Genomic DNA, 15214 nt, shown 5'->3' with positions numbered 1-15214 from the left:
CAGCGCAGCGCAACGCGCCCAGTCATCGCGTGCCGCTGATGCGAACCATCGACAGCGACTTCGGCCTCTTCCGGTTTCTTGCCGACGTTTCGCCCTGTTTCGCCCCGGTTGACGACTGACTACAGGCAATCCGATCGCAGGCATCACAGCGCCACCCTCCTCCGCCTCGCCTTCCCGCCGCCGCGTCGACATACCGCACGCCGCGCTCTGCACCACGGCCGACCTGCCAGGACAAAACCGGCAGAAGAGCCTGCCAGGGCGGCGACGGAACCCATGCGGAAAAGCCTGCCCCGGGCGATAACGGAACCCGTAGGGATCTCCCGAGCCGCAAATCAGCGCGTCTCGGGCGACCGGCGTGGCGCCGCGACGGCGACGACTGCCGAATCGGCCGGCGCGACGGCGATAGGCGGCCGAAGTGAGCGCCACGACGGCAACAGCTGCCGAAGTGGGTGCGTGACGGCAACAGCGGCCGAGGACTCGCGGGCCGATCCGGGAGCCGGGGCGACCAGGGCTCCGGGGGCCGGGCGACCGGGACTCCAGGGCCGGGGCCACCGGGGCTCCAGGGCCGAGGCGACCGGGACTCCAGGGCCGCCGATCATCGGCTCGACGCCCGAGGAGCGCAAGAAGGCGTTAAGCGGACAGATCAGTCAGATCCCTCAACAACTCGGAGGCCGCGACGGGGTCCAGGTTGGACAGTGCGGTTTCGCCCGCTGCGTTGCGGCGCCAGCGAGCACCTGTGCCGTTGTGGAGGAAGGCATTTGTCACCTTTTGCTCTGGGAAGTAATCGATTGAGCCGATGGCGATGCCTGGTTCGATGTCGAGGGCGAACCCCAGGCCCGGTGCGATGGCGAGTTCCATGCGGCCCTGCATGCCGGCGTCCTGCGGATCCTCCCGGCGCCAGCCTCGGCGTTCGAGGCCCAGGATTGTCGTGGTCGGCAGCGTCAGGCCCTCGAAGCGGGACAGGTTGGAGCCGGCGGCCTCGGCCGGGGTGAGTGTGAAGACCGGGCGGCTGAGCTGTGGGAACGGCTGAAGGATCTCGTAGTCGCCGAACAACTCCGCCCAGACCGCCACGTCCTCGCCAAGCTGCAGCGGATGCGCAACGCCAACGGTGACAGCGCCGGAGGCGACGCCGGTCAAGGTGGCGGAGGCGACGCCGGTCAAGGTGGCGGAGGCGACGCCGGTCAAGGTGGCGGAGGCGACGCCGGTCAAGGCGGCGGAGGCGACGCCGGTCAAGGCGGCGGAGGCGACGCCGGTCAAGGCGGCGGAGGCGACGCCGGTCAAGGCGGCGGAGGCGACGCCGGTCAAGGTGGCGGAGGCGACGCCGGTCAAGGCGGCGGAGGCGACGCCGGTCAAGGCGGCAGAAACGGCGCCCGGCGAAGCAGCCGGAACAGCGCCCGACGAAGCGGCAGAAACGGCGCCGGGCGAAGCCGCTGGAGCGGCGCTGGGCAAAGCAGCCAGAACAGCGCCGGGCGAAGCGGCAGAAGCGGCCCCGGGCGAAGCCGCTGGAGCGGCGCCCGGCGAAGCAGCCGGAACAGTGCTGGGTGGAGCGGCGGGAGCAGCGCCGGGCAGGGGCAGGGGCTCGTCGTCCACCGTGGAGCAGGTGCGGTCCTCGGCGATCCGGAAGGGGGTTCGGAGGTCTGGGCCGTCGTAGAGCGCCCAGACCAGCCGGCGGGAGATGTGCCAGACCAGGGGATGGTCGATGAAGAAGCGCTGGAAGTCGGTGACCGACCAGCGGCGGCCGCGGACCATGGCCTGCTCGAGGCGGCGGACCTGGTCGGCGGCGATGGTGCGGGCGTCCTTCTTCAGGGTGGTGAACTGTTTCCAGGCGGCCGGGGCCAGGTCGGCGTCGTCGCGGGCGCCGGGCTTGGGGAGGGACTTGAGGCGTTTGCCGGTGGTGTCGGTGACGAACGGCCGGAGCTGTTCGTCGAAGCCGACGACGAACTGCCGCGGGCCGTAGTCGAGGCGCAGGCTGCCGTCGGCGGAGAGCCCGAGGTCGGGGACGAGCCGGTCGGCGAGCTGGTCGGCGGTGAGGCCGAGTGACTCGGCGACCTCGGCCATCCGGGTCTGTGCGGTGGTCTTGAGACCTTTGAACTTGGCGCGTTGCGCGACGCCGTGCAGATGCATGAGGGCCACGTCAGTGCCGATGGCGGAGAGCACGGTGAGGCCGGTGACGGCTTTCTGGTGGCCGCCGTCGCCGGGCCAGGTCAGGATCAGCGGGGTCAGCCGGCGCACGGTGTCGTCGTTGCCGAGCAGGCCGAGCGCGTCGAGCGCCCAGTTGTCCTTGGCCTCCGCGCCGGCGGAGCGCCAGCGGTGGAAGACGCCCCAGGCGAACTCGGCTAGGTCGTCCGGGTCGCAGGACTGCCGCACGATTTCCAGGCCCGGGTAGGGGCTGTCGAGCCGGGAGAGGGCCAGCACCGTGACGAGGTGCCCGATCGAATCGGGTGGCAGGGCGCCGGAGCCGTCCCGCAGACGGACCGGTGGGAGCAGACCGGGCACGGCCCAGCCGGGGAGCGGTGGCATCTTCGCCGGCAGCATCGCGAGCGGGTCGGTGGCGAGCAGGGTGTCGACCGCAGCCGCGGCCACCGGCCCGTACCGGTGAGCGGCCGCCCGCACCGGCTCCCCGTGGCCGTTCTTGTGGAGCGCCAGCAGCGCGGTCTCGGCCTGCCGCCGGGCCACGCCGGCCGGGCCGAGCGCCGCCGGGATCAGGGCGGACGCCGCCTCGGCGGGGTGCCGGAGCAGCCAGGCGAGCGCGTGCCGGCGCAGCGACTTGAGGCGGGTCAGCCAGCCGGCCATCAGGGTGGCGACCTCGGGTGCGGCGAACGGCATCAGCAACTCGGCCGTGTCGGTCGTGGCGGAGCGACCGGCCAGGTCGAGCAGCACGGGCAGGGCATCCAGCTCGAACCGGGTGACGGTCGCCCGCATCCACGGGCCGACCTCCCAGGAACTGCGGGCACGCCACTTGAGCAGGACCGGGCGGGCCACGTCGGCGGGCGCGCCGGTGAAGAAGCGGGCCGCGTCGTTCCACCGGCCACGCCCGGTCAGCAGCCGCTCGGCGGTCCCGGCCCAGCGGATCGTTTTGCCGTCCCGCGGCGGCGCGGTCTGCGCCCACTGCTCGCGCTCCCCCGCCAGCCACCGGAGTCCGGGAGCGTCGGTGCAGGCCAGGCCTTTGATCACGACCGGTTTGGCGGTCTTGGCGCGGCGCAGCCACGGTGGGGTGGTCAGCAGCGGCGGGATCGCCTCGGCGGGGGCGATCACCAGGGAGCGGGCCTCCTCGGCGATCTGCCGGACCAACGCCGCGGCGGCCGCGCTCAGCCGCGGCGTGACCTGTTCGATCAGGTCGGTGTGTGTCAGGACGTGACCGCGCAGCAGGTCGGCGATCGGGCGTTTGGCGGCGTGCTCGGCGAAGAGCCGCAGGGCCGGCTCGGGGAAGCGCTCGGCCGCCTCGGTAAGGGCGGCCACCACGTATTTCCGGTCGACCCGCTTGATGAGGCCACCCAGCACGTCGTCGCCGGGGATGACGGCCAGGGCGGCGAGCAGGCGTTTCTGCGCGTCAGCATCGCCGAGACCCTGGTCGAGCCAGTGGAAGAGGGCCGGTGCGGCGGCCGGACCGGCGCCGTCGACGATCGTGGTGACCATGGCGGTCGAGCCGACCACGATCCAGCCGTTGGCGACCGGAGCCAGCGCGTCCAGTTGGGCGCCGGTGCCGGCGGCGGTGGTCAGGGCGGCCGCGCGGTACGAGTCCGCGTCGGCGACGGCGGACGCGACGTCCTCCTCGACCCAGTCGGTGCGGGACGGGATCAGGACCGAGGTGGCGACACGAGCGTACGGATGGGCGCCCCGGTAGGGCAGCAGCGCCTCGACCACCTCGTCGTGCTCGGCGTCACCGGCCGTGGCGAGCGCCCGCCGGACCCGCAGCGCGACCTGCAGGCTCGTGTGGAGATGCCAGCCCTGCCGGTTCTCTCCGGATCGCAGCAGCCGGACGCCGGGATTTCCCTTGAGTGGCGGGAACTGCTGTGGTGGCGGGTTGTCGTCGGTCACGACCAGGGCGTTCAGCAGCACGGCGGCCTCGGCGGCGAAGCGCAGGCCGTGCTTGGCGATCAGCAGGTCGGCGAGCACGGCCATCCGCTCGTGGTGACGCCAGTTGCCGGCGATGACGACCGCCGCGACCGCCGCGGCACCGAGCGGGGTGCCATCGGGTTGTCCGGTGAGCCAGGACATCGCCTCGATCGCCGTCTCCTTGCCGGTGGTCGGCGACCCCAGCACCGCACGGACGTGACCGGGACGGCCGGCGATCTCCGCCTCGACCACCGCGCGCGCCTGCGGATCGGGGACGAACCGGGTCACCCCGGTGCTGCCCCGGCGCGGGTGCCGGTGACGGTGCCAGGACTCCGGGACGGCGAAGGGACTCTCCATGCCGCCGAAAGCTAGCCGGTAGGTACGACAAAACCGCGAACATCGAGGGAGGTGCGGCGGGACGGACGATGATCTGCGACCATCCGGCGATGCCGGAAAACACTCAGCGGCGGCGTACGGCAGCCATGCGGGCCTGCGATCGGATCCTGTCCGGGGTACGACCGACGACCATGCGCGAGCGACTCGCCGAACTGTCGGCCGTGGCCCACCTCGACGACCTGCCGGACTACTACGGCGACGGCCCGGTGACCGTGCTCGAGCAGCGGGTCGCGAACCTGCTCGGCGCCGAGGCCGCGGTCTGGTTCCCGACCGGGACGATGGCGCAGCAGGTGGCGTTGCGTTTCGGCGCGCGGGAGACGGACGCGGTCGCGCTGCATCCGCTGGGTCACCAGCTCGTGCACGAACGCGACGCGTACGCCGCGCTGACCGGTCTGCGCGCCGTCCTGCCGACCACCGCGCCCCGCAACCCGACCGCCGCCGAGATCGTCGCGCTGGATGAGCGGGTCGGCACGGTCGTCTTCGAGCTGCCGATGCGCGACGCCGGTTTCGTCCTGCCGACCTGGGACGAGCTGACCGAGGCCTGCGCGGCCGCCGAGAACGCCGGTGCCCGCGTGCACTTCGACGGCGCCCGGATCTGGGAGTCGGCGCCGTACCTCGGCCGCTCGCTGGTGGAGATCGCCGAGCAGGCGGACAGCGTCTACGTCTCGTTCTACAAGACCTTGGGCGGGCTCAGCGGGGCGGTGCTGGCCGGCACCGGTGAGCTGGCCGGGTTCGCGCGGGCCTGGCGTCACCGGCACGGCGGCAACGTCTTCCAGCAATGGCCGGCCGTGCTGGCCGCTCTGGACGGGCTGGACCGGGAGTTGCCGCGGGTCGGGGAGTACGTCCGGCACGCCCGTACGATCGCTGATGCCCTGGCCGGGCTGCCCGGCGCCCGGGTCCATCCGCATCCGCCGCACACGCACCAGTTCCGGTTCTTCCTGCCGCATCGGGCAGAGGCGCTCAACGCGGCGACCCTGGACCTGGCCGAGCGGGAACGGATCTGGTTCGCCGGGATGTGGCAGGACACCGAGGTGCCGGGTGTCGCGATGACCGAGGTGACGATCGCGGCGGCAGCGCTGGAGTGGACCGCCGCCGATGTCGCCGCGGCGGCCGAGCGGCTGTTCCAGCATCTCTGACACGACCGCGCGAAATCGCCATGCGCCGCGGCGGACAGGTTGCGACCATGGGCGGGTGAGCGGATCGGATGCCGGCGTGCCGTTCCGGTGGGACCTCGTCACACCGGATCAGCTCGGCTCGCTCACGACCGGCACGCCGGCGCCGGCTCTGTGGTTCCTCGACGACCTGATCAGATGTACGGGCCAGGTCGTCGCCCGCAGCGGCGACGGTGACCTGGTGTTCGTGGGCCGCTCGCTGGACTCGATGTTCGACCTGCTCGGATCCGGTCAGGCGGCGACCGACGCGTCCTCGGGCCAGGTGGTGCCGAGTTCCTGGAAGATGGCGCCGTTGAAGCCGAACGCCAGCTGCGCCTCGGCCAGGACGGCCTCCAGCTGGTCCGCCGGCAGGTCCAGGCCGTCGAGGCGCTGGCGGTAGGCGGTCTTGTAGGCCTTCGCGTCGGGGATCTCGTCGAAACGGTAGAAGTTCGTGGCGGCGGCGGGCAGGCCGTACTTCTCGGAGAGGGTGCGGGCGATCAGCTGGCCGCCGCTGAGGTCGCCGAGGTAACGCACGTAGTGGTGGGCCACGAAGTGCGCCGGCGAGGTGCGGCAGGTCTCGCGGAGGCGCTGCGCGTAACGGCGGGTCGGCTCGACCGGGTTGATCGCGGACTCCCAGCCGGCACCGTAGAGGTGGGCCAGGTCCGCTTCGAGGGCGGGCACCCGGAACAGGGCCGGGTCGGCGAACGGGCCGGCCACCGGGTCGTCGCGCATCGCTGCGGCGGCGGCCTCCAGCTCGCGGTAGATCACCAGGTACTGGGCGGTGAGTTCGGCGAAACCGGCCACCGGGATGGTGCCCGCCATGAGACGGGAGATGAACGTCCGGGTCTCGGCCTCACGGTGTTCGACCATCGTGGCGCGGCGGATACGGGCTGCGAAACCGGTCATCTCGGCTCGTCCTTCCTGATCTGCGAAGCAGCGACGCTCCGCGAAACAACGACGATCCGCGGAGCGACGATGCTCGGCGATACGACGACAGTGCTGAGCGGTGCGACAGCGGTGCTGAACGGTGCGGCAGCGGTGCTGAGTGATGCGGCAGCGGTGGAAGTCCCGTACTCCCAGTATCGGGCAACCGGCGCGGTCCTCATCGGTCGATCACCAGCCGGGCGGCACGTCTGGCACGCACCCGCCGCCGGACGAGCCGGACGATCAGGTAGAGCAGTGCCGCACCGAGCAACCCGACGAGCGCCCACGGCCAGGCCCAGACGCCGGTGCTGCGGGAGGCTGCCGGCAGCTGCTGGTCGAAGGAGGCGGGCACGACGCTCACCTCGGCGGAGAGGCGAACCGTCGGCTGCACACCGGTGATCTTCTCAGTCACGGTGATCGACCCGCCAGGGAGAAGTTCGGGCAGTTCCATGGCATCCGTACGGGCCAGTTCCCACCCGAACGGCCCGGTGACCCGGACGGTGCCGTTGCCACCGAGCCGCAGATTGCCGGTGTTGCGTACCAGGTAGCTGACGGTCATCTCGCCACCGTCGGCCGGGTTCGTGGCCTGGCTGTACTCCAGGCGTACCGTATCGATCGTGACTTGAGGGGTGGTCGCACCGGCCACGGTGAGGTAGACGCGGGCCGCGACCCGGCGGTCCACCAGCACTTTCTGGCCGTTCGCGTCGGTCTGTTCCTCGGCGATCGAGGCGACGACGCCACCCGCGTGGTCGCCGGGTGTGGCGTTGGCCGGCACCGTGACGGCGAACGGGACGTCGAGCCGGGTGTTGGGCGGGACCGTGTACGTCTTCTCGCCCAGCGCGATCCACGAGCCGAGGTCGGTGGCCCGGTCGGCGGCGGGGAGCAGCGCGAACGAACCGTCGTCGGTGTTGTACGCGTCGGTCCCGTACACCGTGAAGGTCTGTGGTCCCGCCGTCAGGTTGGTGATCCCGACGTAGTCGGTGAGCCGCTCGCCGGGCGCCGCACGCCGGATGATGAAGTCGCGCCCGTCCGGGCCTTTCGCGCTCGACGGCTGCACCGACCAGCGCACACCGGAGTCGCCGGGGGCCGCCTGCGCGGGCACCGGGCTGAGGATCAGGACGAGAGCGGCGGCCAGGACGCCCCGGACGAACATGTTACTCCTTACGATGGGGCCGGGCCGGCCGGGAATAATTGCGGTATTCCCGGCCGGTTCCTCACCCGAGAAGAAATCAGGCGAGCGTCAGGGTGAGAACAGCGCTGTACTCACCGGCCGCGCTGGACTCGGGGATGCCGAGTTCCAGTCCGGCGCCGCAGGAGGCACTGCCGAGGCTGCTGCCGGTCTCCGCGCTGCAAAGGGTGCGGCTGCTGCCGAGGCCGGTGCCGGGTGCGATCGGGTTGCCGGCCGTCACCTTGTTGCTCACGCCGGCGGCGTCGACGAGGGTGCTGTCGACCACCGAGGCGGTCGGCGTCCAGCCGAGGTTGGCCGCCGGGATCTTGCCGCCGCCGGTGGAGGCGAAGTCGGTCACCTGACCGACCAGGTCCCAGCCGGAGTTGGTGCCCCGCAGGTCGCTGACGGTGACAGCGTTGAGGGCACCGGCCGCGGTCTGGCCCGGGGTCGCGGCGGAAAGCGCCACGTCGGAGCCGGACGACGCCAGGGTCAGGGCGCCACCGCTGACCGCCGCCTTGATCTTCTGCGACGCGGAGCCGTTACCGGGCTCCGGGTCCGTCGGTTCGGTCGGGTCGGTCGGGCCCGTGGGATCAGTGGGATCGGTCGGGTCCGTCGGTTCGGTGGTCTTCGACGCCGACGCGGACGCGGTGATCGGGTCGAGGGTGGCGCCGGCGGAGTAGAAGCCGGTGAACGCGCTGGCACCCGCGGCGGTGAGGGTGCTGGCGAGGTTCGAGAACGAGACGGCGCCGTCGGTGACGGCCGGCGCGGTCGTCGCCACGGTGGCGACCTCGGCCTGCTGGAGGTCGGTCTGGGTGACACCGCCGTTGACCAGCTTGACGTCGGCCAGCAGCGAGCCGGTGCCGTCGCCGTCGACCACCAGGGTCGGGTTGGCCAGGGTGATCTCGAAGAAGTGCGAGGGGTACGAGAAGACGACCGTTCCCTGGTATTTCACGTTGGCGGTGCCGGCGGACGCGTCGTACGTGCCCGTCTTGGCCGCGAAGTCGAAGGTCCCGTCGGTGTTGCGGGTCGCCCCGTTGCTCAGGGCGATCGGCGGGTTGCCGTTACCGGTGGAGACGTACGCCCGGAACGACGCCTTGAAACCCCAGTCCAGGCTGCCTCCGGCCACATCCACCGGTGCCGCCAGCGCCGGGCTGATCCCGGTCAGCGCGGTGGCGGCGCCGATCGCGATCGCACCGGCGAGGAGTGCGACCCGCTTCGGGCCTTGGGAAGTGCCCATGCTCGTTTCCTTCCGATGAGGGCAGACGCTCGCGATGACGAGCGAAGTTAGGCTAGCCTCACCTAAACCCGTGATCAAAAGCAAGATCACGCACGCTGAAAAATCGCTGGAGGATTACGGTGCGCATCGGCCGGATCACCGCAACCGCGGCCCTGGCGTTACTGATGGTGACCGTGGCGGGTACCCCGGTGGAGGCCGCGAAACGGCTCACCGTGTCGAAGACCAAGGGCCTGGACCGCGCGGGTGAGACGGTCACCGTCACCGGCCGCGGGTACGACGTGGACAAAGGGATCTACGTCGCGTTCTGCGTGGACAACGGCCCGGGCGTGATGCCCTCGCCGTGCGGTGGCGGCGCCGACATGACGGGTGGTTCGGGCACGTCAGCCTGGATCTCGTCGAACCCGCCCTCCTACGCCGAAGGGCTCGCGAAGCCGTACGGCAAGGGCGGCTCGTTCACGGTCTCCATCAAGGTCAGTCAGATGATCGGGGACGTCGACTGCGCGCTCCGGGGCTGCGCCGTCGTGACCCGCAACGACCACACCCGGACCGCCGACCGGTCACAGGACAAACGCGTCGCGATCCGGTTCGCGCCCGCCACCACCGGCAAGCCGGCGGCCACCGCGGCGGCGCCCGCCGCGACACCCGTCACCGGCGGCGTGACGTCCACCACCCCGGCCCGGCCGAACGGCTCCAGGACCCCGGCCGGCCCGCCCACCGGACGGCTCGCCACCGCGGCACCGCCGGAAGCCACGATCGCCACCACCGCGGTGGCCGCCGCCGAGCCGATGCTCAGCCGGACGAGCACCGCCACCCCGCTGGGCCACTGGTGGGCGATCGGTGGCGCCTTCGTCGTCGGCGTGCTGACGACGTCGCTGCTGGGCCGAGCCCGCCGGCACAAGCAGAACGCCACATGACGGCCACACGAGAAGGACGACGTACGACGAGGCAGGAGAGGCAATGAACATCCGCCGTGTCGCCGCAGTGCTGGGGGCGACCGTGTTGCTGACCGGTGGGTGCACCTCGGTGAGCGAGATCGGCCCGGAGGCCGAGGCCGCCTCGGCGACCGGTTGCGGCATCACCACCGCGAAGCTCGCCGACGAGAACATCACGCCGATCGAGTCGAACCCCGTCCCGGAGCTGCCGGTCACCGTGGACTCCGCCGACAAGCGCAAGGTGACCGTGCGGAGCGCCGACCGGATCCTGGCGGTGAACCTCTACGGCTCGCTCGGTGAGATCGTCTTCAGCCTCGGCCTGGGGGACCGGGTCATCGGGCGGGACACGTCGACCACCTTCCCGTCGGCCGGGAAGCTTCCGCTCGTCACGCCGCAGGGACACGACCTGTCCGCCGAGGCGATCCTGAAGCTGAACCCGACGGTACTGATCGCCGACGACAGCATCGGCCCGCCGGCGGTGCTGAAGCAGATCCGCGAGGCCGGCATCCCGGTCGTAATCATCGACGACGAGCAGACCCTGGCCGCGGTGCCCGAGCACATCCGGGCCGTCGCCGCCGCCCTCGGTGTGCCGGAAGCCGGCGAGAAGCTGGTCGCCCGGGTGCGGTCCGAGATCGACGCCGCCCGGCGGACCGCGCCGGACGGCGGCACCCCGCCACGCGTCGCATTCCTCTACGTGCGTGGCACGGCCGGTGTCTTCCTGATCGGCGGCAAGGGCGCCGGCTCCGACTCGATGATCGAGGCGATCGGTGCGGTCGACGCCGGGAGCGCCGCCGGGCTGACGAAGTTCCGGCCGCTGACCAGCGAAGGTCTGATTAACGCGGCCCCGGACGTCATCCTCGTGATGACCGAGGGCCTGAAGTCGGTGGACGGCGTGGATGGCCTGCTCAAGCTGCCCGGTGTGGCGCAGACGCCGGCCGGCATGAACCGCCGGATCGTGGACATGGACGACGGCATCCTGCTGAACTTCGGTGCGCGCACCGGCAAAGCGGTCGAGGCCCTGGCGAAGGCGGTCCACGGCCCGTGCCAGTGAACGTACAGCGCACAAAACCGGTGAACGTAGACCGCGCAAGAGAAAAGAAGCCACGGGCCGCGTACAAGAAGGTGGGTCTGCTCGGTGGTCTGACCATCGGCCTGGTGCTGGTCTGCCTGGTCGCGGCGGGGAAGGGCCAGGTGCCGATCTCGCCCGCCGAGGTCGCCGGCTCGCTGCTGCACCGCATCGGCCTGGACCTCGGTCCGCTGCCCGCCGCGGCGCAGGGTGAGAACGCGTTGTGGCTGGTCCGGTTCCCGCGCGTGGTCCTCGCCGTGATCGTCGGCGCGTCGCTGGGCTGCGCCGGAGCCCTGATGCAGGGCGTGTTCGGCAACCCGCTCGCCGAACCGGGCGTGGTCGGCGTCTCGTCCGGCGCGGCGGTGGGCGCGGCCGCGGCGATCGTCAGCGGCGTCACGATTTTCGGGGCGTGGAGCACCGCGGCGGCCGCCTTCCTCGGCGGGATCGTCACGACGCTGCTCGTCTACGCGATGTCGCGGGCCGGCGGACGCACCGAGGTGGTCACGCTGGTCCTGACCGGGGTGGCGGTCAACGCCACCGCCGGCGCCCTGCTCGGGCTCCTGATGTTCCTGACCGACGACGACGGCGTACGGGCCATCGCGTTCTGGCAGCTCGGCAGCCTCGCGCAGGCGACGTGGAGCGCGGTCGCGGTGGCCGGCCCCTGCATGATCGCCGGCCTGGCGGTGGCCGCCGTCCTGGCCCGCCGGCTCGACCTCCTGGCTCTCGGTGAACGCCCGGCCAAGCACCTCGGTGTCGACACCGAACGGCTGCGGATCACCGCGATCGTGGCGACCGCGCTGCTCACCGCGTCGGCTGTGGCGTTCACCGGGATCATCAGCTTCGTCGGGCTGGTCGTGCCGCACCTGATCCGCATGGTCGCCGGCCCCGGGCACCGGGTGCTGATCCCGGCCAGCGCGCTGGGCGGCGCGGTGATCGTGGTGACCGGTGACCTGATCGCCCGGACCGCCATCGACTATCAGGAACTACCGCTCGGGGTGCTCACGGCTGTGGTCGGCGGGCCGGCCTTCTTCTGGCTGCTGCGCCGCACCCGGGCCCGGGCCGGAGGCTGGGGATGAGAGCGACGGGTGTCTCGGTGCGGCTGGGCGGCCGCGAGGTTGTCAGCGGTGTGGACCTGCACGCCGATCCGGGTGAGGTGGTGGCGCTGGTCGGCCCGAACGGCGCCGGCAAGTCGACTCTTCTCGCGGCGCTCGCGGGCGATGTCGCGTACACCGGGCAGGTGGAGATCGACGGGCGCGAGATCGGCGCGTACAAGCCGCTCGAGCTGGCCCGGCAGCGGTCCGTGCTGCCGCAGAAGGCGACGTTGTCGTTCCCGTTCGACGTCGGCGAGGTGATCCGGATGGGCCGGGCGCCGTGGGCGGGGCGCCCGGAGGGCGGCGACGACGAGGACGCCGTCGCCGAGGCGATGGCGTGGACCGAGACGGCCGCGTTCGAGCGGCGCCCGTTCCCGGCCCTGTCCGGCGGGGAGCAGGCGCGTGTCGCGCTGGCCCGGGTGCTGGCCCAGCGCACCCCGGTGCTGCTGCTCGACGAGCCGACCGCGGCTCTCGACCTGCGGCATCAGGAGCTGGTCATGGCGGCGGCCCGCGCCCGCGCCGCGGCCGGTACGGCGGTGGTGGTGGTTCTGCACGACCTGGGCCTGGCCGCGGCGTACGCGGATCGCGCGTACGTCCTCGCGGCGGGCCGGGTCGAACGGTGCGGTCCACCGGCCGAGGTGTTCACCGCGGCGTTGCTGAGTGACGTCTACCAGCATCGGGTCGAGGTGATCGACCATCCGCGGACCGGGATCCCACTTATCGTTCCGCATCGATAGGGGGTGGCGTCGATACGGTGGCGTATCTATGATGCGGTGATCATCATCGGGTCCCGGGGAAGGGTCCACATGAAACACACCGTCCGGCTCGCCACCGTAACCGGGTTGGCGCTGCTCAGCACCAGCCTGCTCAGCGCACCGGCGCAGGCCGCGGCCACCGGCGAGGCGCGCGTCTCCGGCCGGACCGTGCTCTACGTGGCCGCCAAGGGCAAGCAGAACAAGGTCGTGGTCACCCGCTCCGGCAACACGATCACCGTCGACGACAAGGTCGCCGTCAAGGCCGGCAAGGGCTGCAAGAAGGTCAAGGGCGACAAGACCAAGGTCAGGTGTACGCCGAAGAAGGCACCCACCCGGGTGGACGTCTACACCGCCGACCGTGCCGACTCGATCGTCAACCGGAGCGGCGTCGCCCTGATCGCCGACGGGGGCAGCGGGAACGACTCGATCACCGGTGGCCCGCGCGGCGACTACCTGACCGGCGGTTCCGGCAACGACAAGATGCAGGGTGCCGGCGGGAGCGACAACCTCAGCGGCAGCTCCGGCAACGACCGGCTCTACGGCGGCGCCGGCAGCGACTACCTCTACGGCCGGACCGGGCACGACCTCGTCGACGGCGGCAACGACCGCGACTACGTCGGTGGCGGGGCGGGCAACGACCGGCTCTACGGCGGGGCCGGCGACGACACCATCGGCTGGGACGAGACGGACGTCAGCGGCGCCGACAACGACGTCTACTCCGGTGGCGCCGGCAACGACGCGCTCGGCGCCTACCTGGACTACCGGCACGCGGTACGGATCGATCTCGACGGGGTTGCCGACGACGGCAAGTCCGGCGAGAAGGACAACGTCCGTACCGACATCGAGGAGATCAGCGGCGGCCCGAAGAACGACCGGATCCACGGGTCGAACCGGGCGGAGATGCTGTCCGGCGGCGGCGGGAACGACGGTCTCTACGGCAACGGCGGCGACGACGCGCTCGACGGCGGGCTCGGTGCCGACGTGCTCGACGGTGGCGCCGGCAACGACCGGATGAACGGCGACTTCCCGGGCGAGGGCCGGGTCAGCGCCGACGTGCTGCGCGGCGGCGCGGGCGTCGACCTGGCCGACTACAGCAACTACACCAGGGCGATCGCGGTCGACCTGGACGGCGCCAAGGGCGACGACGGGCAGTCCGGCGAGAAGGACACCGTCGGCGCCGACGTCGAGAACGTCTCGAGCGGCAGCGGTCACGACCGGCTCACCGGCAACGCCGCGCCGAACATGATCCTCGGCGGGTACGGCAACGACACCATCCGCGGCGGCGGCGGCAACGACGACCTGACCGGCGACGCCGACCGGGACAGCGTCTACGGCGAGGCCGGCGACGACTACCTGGACGGCACCGACTGGGGCAACACCCCCGAACCGGACCGGCTGGACGGCGGCGCCAACGCCACCGCCGACGGCGACCTGTGCCGCCCGCACCGCGACGACATCTTCGTCAGCTGCGAGCGTCTGGTTTGATCCAGAGCTTTTCGGTACGGCTGGCGCCCTTCTCCACCTTCGGGGGCTTCACCGTCACCTGGCGCCAGGTGGGCAGCGCCGCGTTGTAGAGGTCGTTGTCGTAACCGCTGAGCACCACCGGACCGGCATGACGGCGGAGCACGTCGAGCATCTCGACATGCTCCGCCGTCGTCATCTCCCGGCCGTACATCTTCTGGGTCCGCACCTCCGGCAGGTACGGCGGATCCGCGTAGATCAGGCAGTCGGCGGCCGAGAAGCGCCGCATCACCTCGATCGCCGGCCGGTTCTCGATCTCCGCCTCGGCCAGCCGCCACGCCATCGACCGCAGCTGGGCCGGCACCCGGCTCCACCGGTCCGACATGCCGCGGGCCCGCTGACGGACGCCCCGGGTCTTCCAGCCGGTCTTCTTGGCCAGGTCGCTGGCGTGCGCCTGCCAGACCCGGACCACGAAACGGCGGGCGTCCTCCAGCGGGTCGCCGGTGCACACGTCCGAGGTCGCGTACTCGTCCCGCGCCCACGGCGTCGACTCCAGCAGCCAGCACAGGTCATCGGTCCGGTCGCGCAACATCCGGAACAGGTTGACCACGGCGCCGTTCGTGTCGTTTATCAGTTCGTGCGGCGAGGGTTCCTTGGTGAAGAAGACCGCGCCACTGCCGAAATACGGCTCGAGATAGTGATAGTGATCTCCGAAATTGGCGACCACGGCACCGGCGATGGACCATTTGGAGCCGGGATAGCGCAGGGCCGCTGACCGGCGCGGGAGCACGCTTTGTCACCGCCCCGTCGGTACGCGTACAAATGACGCTTCATCCTTTGAATTCCCTCGTCCTTGATAGGATGAGCAGACTCGGCCGAGGCCGCGTATCGCAGCTTTTCACCCCATAGGGTTACCCGTTTCCCGGTGATCCTGACGCGGGGGTCTCGGACCGCCAGCCGAGACCCCCTGCGTGGGT

At 71.5% G+C, this 15214-nt stretch carries 11 protein-coding genes; 6 read left to right on the top strand and 5 right to left on the bottom strand.

Features of this window, described 5'->3' with window-relative positions; translation table 11 throughout:
- Positions 1–630: 630 nt before the first annotated feature.
- On the bottom strand, positions 631–4413 hold the full coding sequence (locus LPA41_RS00970) for a DUF4132 domain-containing protein (RefSeq protein ID WP_229067567.1): 3783 nt from the start codon (positions 4411–4413) through the stop codon (positions 631–633).
- An 89-nt stretch (positions 4414–4502) separates the two neighbouring features.
- Here LPA41_RS00970 and LPA41_RS00965 point away from each other — a divergent pair, with 89 nt between their 5' ends.
- Complete coding sequence (locus LPA41_RS00965) at positions 4503–5588, top strand: low specificity L-threonine aldolase (RefSeq protein WP_229067565.1); 1086 nt, start codon at positions 4503–4505, stop codon at positions 5586–5588.
- A gap of 267 nt (positions 5589–5855) precedes the next feature.
- On the opposite strand, the gene LPA41_RS00960 is transcribed toward LPA41_RS00965, so the two are convergent.
- The 3 genes from LPA41_RS00960 to LPA41_RS00950 form a co-directional block, all read right to left on the bottom strand.
- Entirely contained in the window at positions 5856–6509 is a 654-nt protein-coding gene (locus LPA41_RS00960; RefSeq protein WP_229067564.1) for a heme oxygenase (biliverdin-producing), read from the bottom strand.
- 196 nt (positions 6510–6705) lie between these two features.
- The gene (locus tag LPA41_RS00955) at positions 6706–7680 is read right to left on the bottom strand and encodes a WxL protein peptidoglycan domain-containing protein (protein WP_229067563.1); all 975 of its coding nucleotides are present in this window, start codon (positions 7678–7680) and stop codon (positions 6706–6708) included.
- Positions 7681–7756: 76 nt separating this feature from the next.
- Positions 7757–8932, bottom strand: coding sequence for an HtaA domain-containing protein (locus LPA41_RS00950; RefSeq protein ID WP_229067562.1), 1176 nt, complete (start codon positions 8930–8932; stop codon positions 7757–7759).
- Between the two features lie 119 nt (positions 8933–9051).
- Between LPA41_RS00950 and LPA41_RS00945 the strand changes: the two genes are divergently transcribed.
- From LPA41_RS00945 to LPA41_RS00925, 5 genes are all read left to right on the top strand, one after another.
- The gene (locus LPA41_RS00945; protein WP_229067561.1) at positions 9052–9846 is read left to right on the top strand and encodes a hypothetical protein; all 795 of its coding nucleotides are present in this window, start codon (positions 9052–9054) and stop codon (positions 9844–9846) included.
- A gap of 43 nt (positions 9847–9889) precedes the next feature.
- Complete coding sequence (locus LPA41_RS00940) at positions 9890–10915, top strand: hemin ABC transporter substrate-binding protein (protein WP_229067560.1); 1026 nt, start codon at positions 9890–9892, stop codon at positions 10913–10915.
- 20 nt (positions 10916–10935) lie between these two features.
- Positions 10936–12006, top strand: coding sequence for an iron ABC transporter permease (locus LPA41_RS00935; RefSeq protein ID WP_229067559.1), 1071 nt, complete (start codon positions 10936–10938; stop codon positions 12004–12006).
- Positions 12003–12758, top strand: coding sequence for a heme ABC transporter ATP-binding protein (locus tag LPA41_RS00930; RefSeq protein ID WP_229067558.1), 756 nt, complete (start codon positions 12003–12005; stop codon positions 12756–12758). The genes LPA41_RS00935 and LPA41_RS00930 overlap by 4 nt, the downstream gene beginning before the upstream one ends.
- 69 nt (positions 12759–12827) lie before the next feature.
- On the top strand, positions 12828–14261 hold the full coding sequence (locus tag LPA41_RS00925; protein ID WP_229067557.1) for a calcium-binding protein: 1434 nt from the start codon (positions 12828–12830) through the stop codon (positions 14259–14261).
- Here LPA41_RS00925 and LPA41_RS00920 read toward each other — a convergent pair.
- Positions 14239–15027 (bottom strand): DNA adenine methylase, encoded by a 789-nt coding sequence (locus tag LPA41_RS00920; RefSeq protein ID WP_229067556.1) that lies wholly within the window; start codon positions 15025–15027, stop codon positions 14239–14241. The two genes, LPA41_RS00925 and LPA41_RS00920, sit on opposite strands and share 23 nt — an antisense overlap.
- Positions 15028–15214 lie beyond the last annotated feature (187 nt).

Origin of the sequence: Actinoplanes sp. DH11, from assembly GCF_020873875.1 — a bacterium.
Lineage (GTDB): Bacteria > Actinomycetota > Actinomycetes > Mycobacteriales > Micromonosporaceae > Actinoplanes.
This window is presented reverse-complemented; position numbering and strand designations above follow the sequence as displayed.

Coding starts and splice junctions, on each gene's coding strand:
- LPA41_RS00970 (WP_229067567.1), bottom strand. CDS start 4,413: ATGGAGAGTCCCTTCGCCGTCCCGGAGTCCTGGCACCGTCACCGGCAC.
- LPA41_RS00965 (WP_229067565.1), top strand. CDS start 4,503: ATGCCGGAAAACACTCAGCGGCGGCGTACGGCAGCCATGCGGGCCTGC.
- LPA41_RS00960 (WP_229067564.1), bottom strand. CDS start 6,509: ATGACCGGTTTCGCAGCCCGTATCCGCCGCGCCACGATGGTCGAACAC.
- LPA41_RS00955 (WP_229067563.1), bottom strand. CDS start 7,680: ATGTTCGTCCGGGGCGTCCTGGCCGCCGCTCTCGTCCTGATCCTCAGC.
- LPA41_RS00950 (WP_229067562.1), bottom strand. CDS start 8,932: ATGGGCACTTCCCAAGGCCCGAAGCGGGTCGCACTCCTCGCCGGTGCG.
- LPA41_RS00940 (WP_229067560.1), top strand. CDS start 9,890: ATGAACATCCGCCGTGTCGCCGCAGTGCTGGGGGCGACCGTGTTGCTG.
- LPA41_RS00930 (WP_229067558.1), top strand. CDS start 12,003: ATGAGAGCGACGGGTGTCTCGGTGCGGCTGGGCGGCCGCGAGGTTGTC.
- LPA41_RS00925 (WP_229067557.1), top strand. CDS start 12,828: ATGAAACACACCGTCCGGCTCGCCACCGTAACCGGGTTGGCGCTGCTC.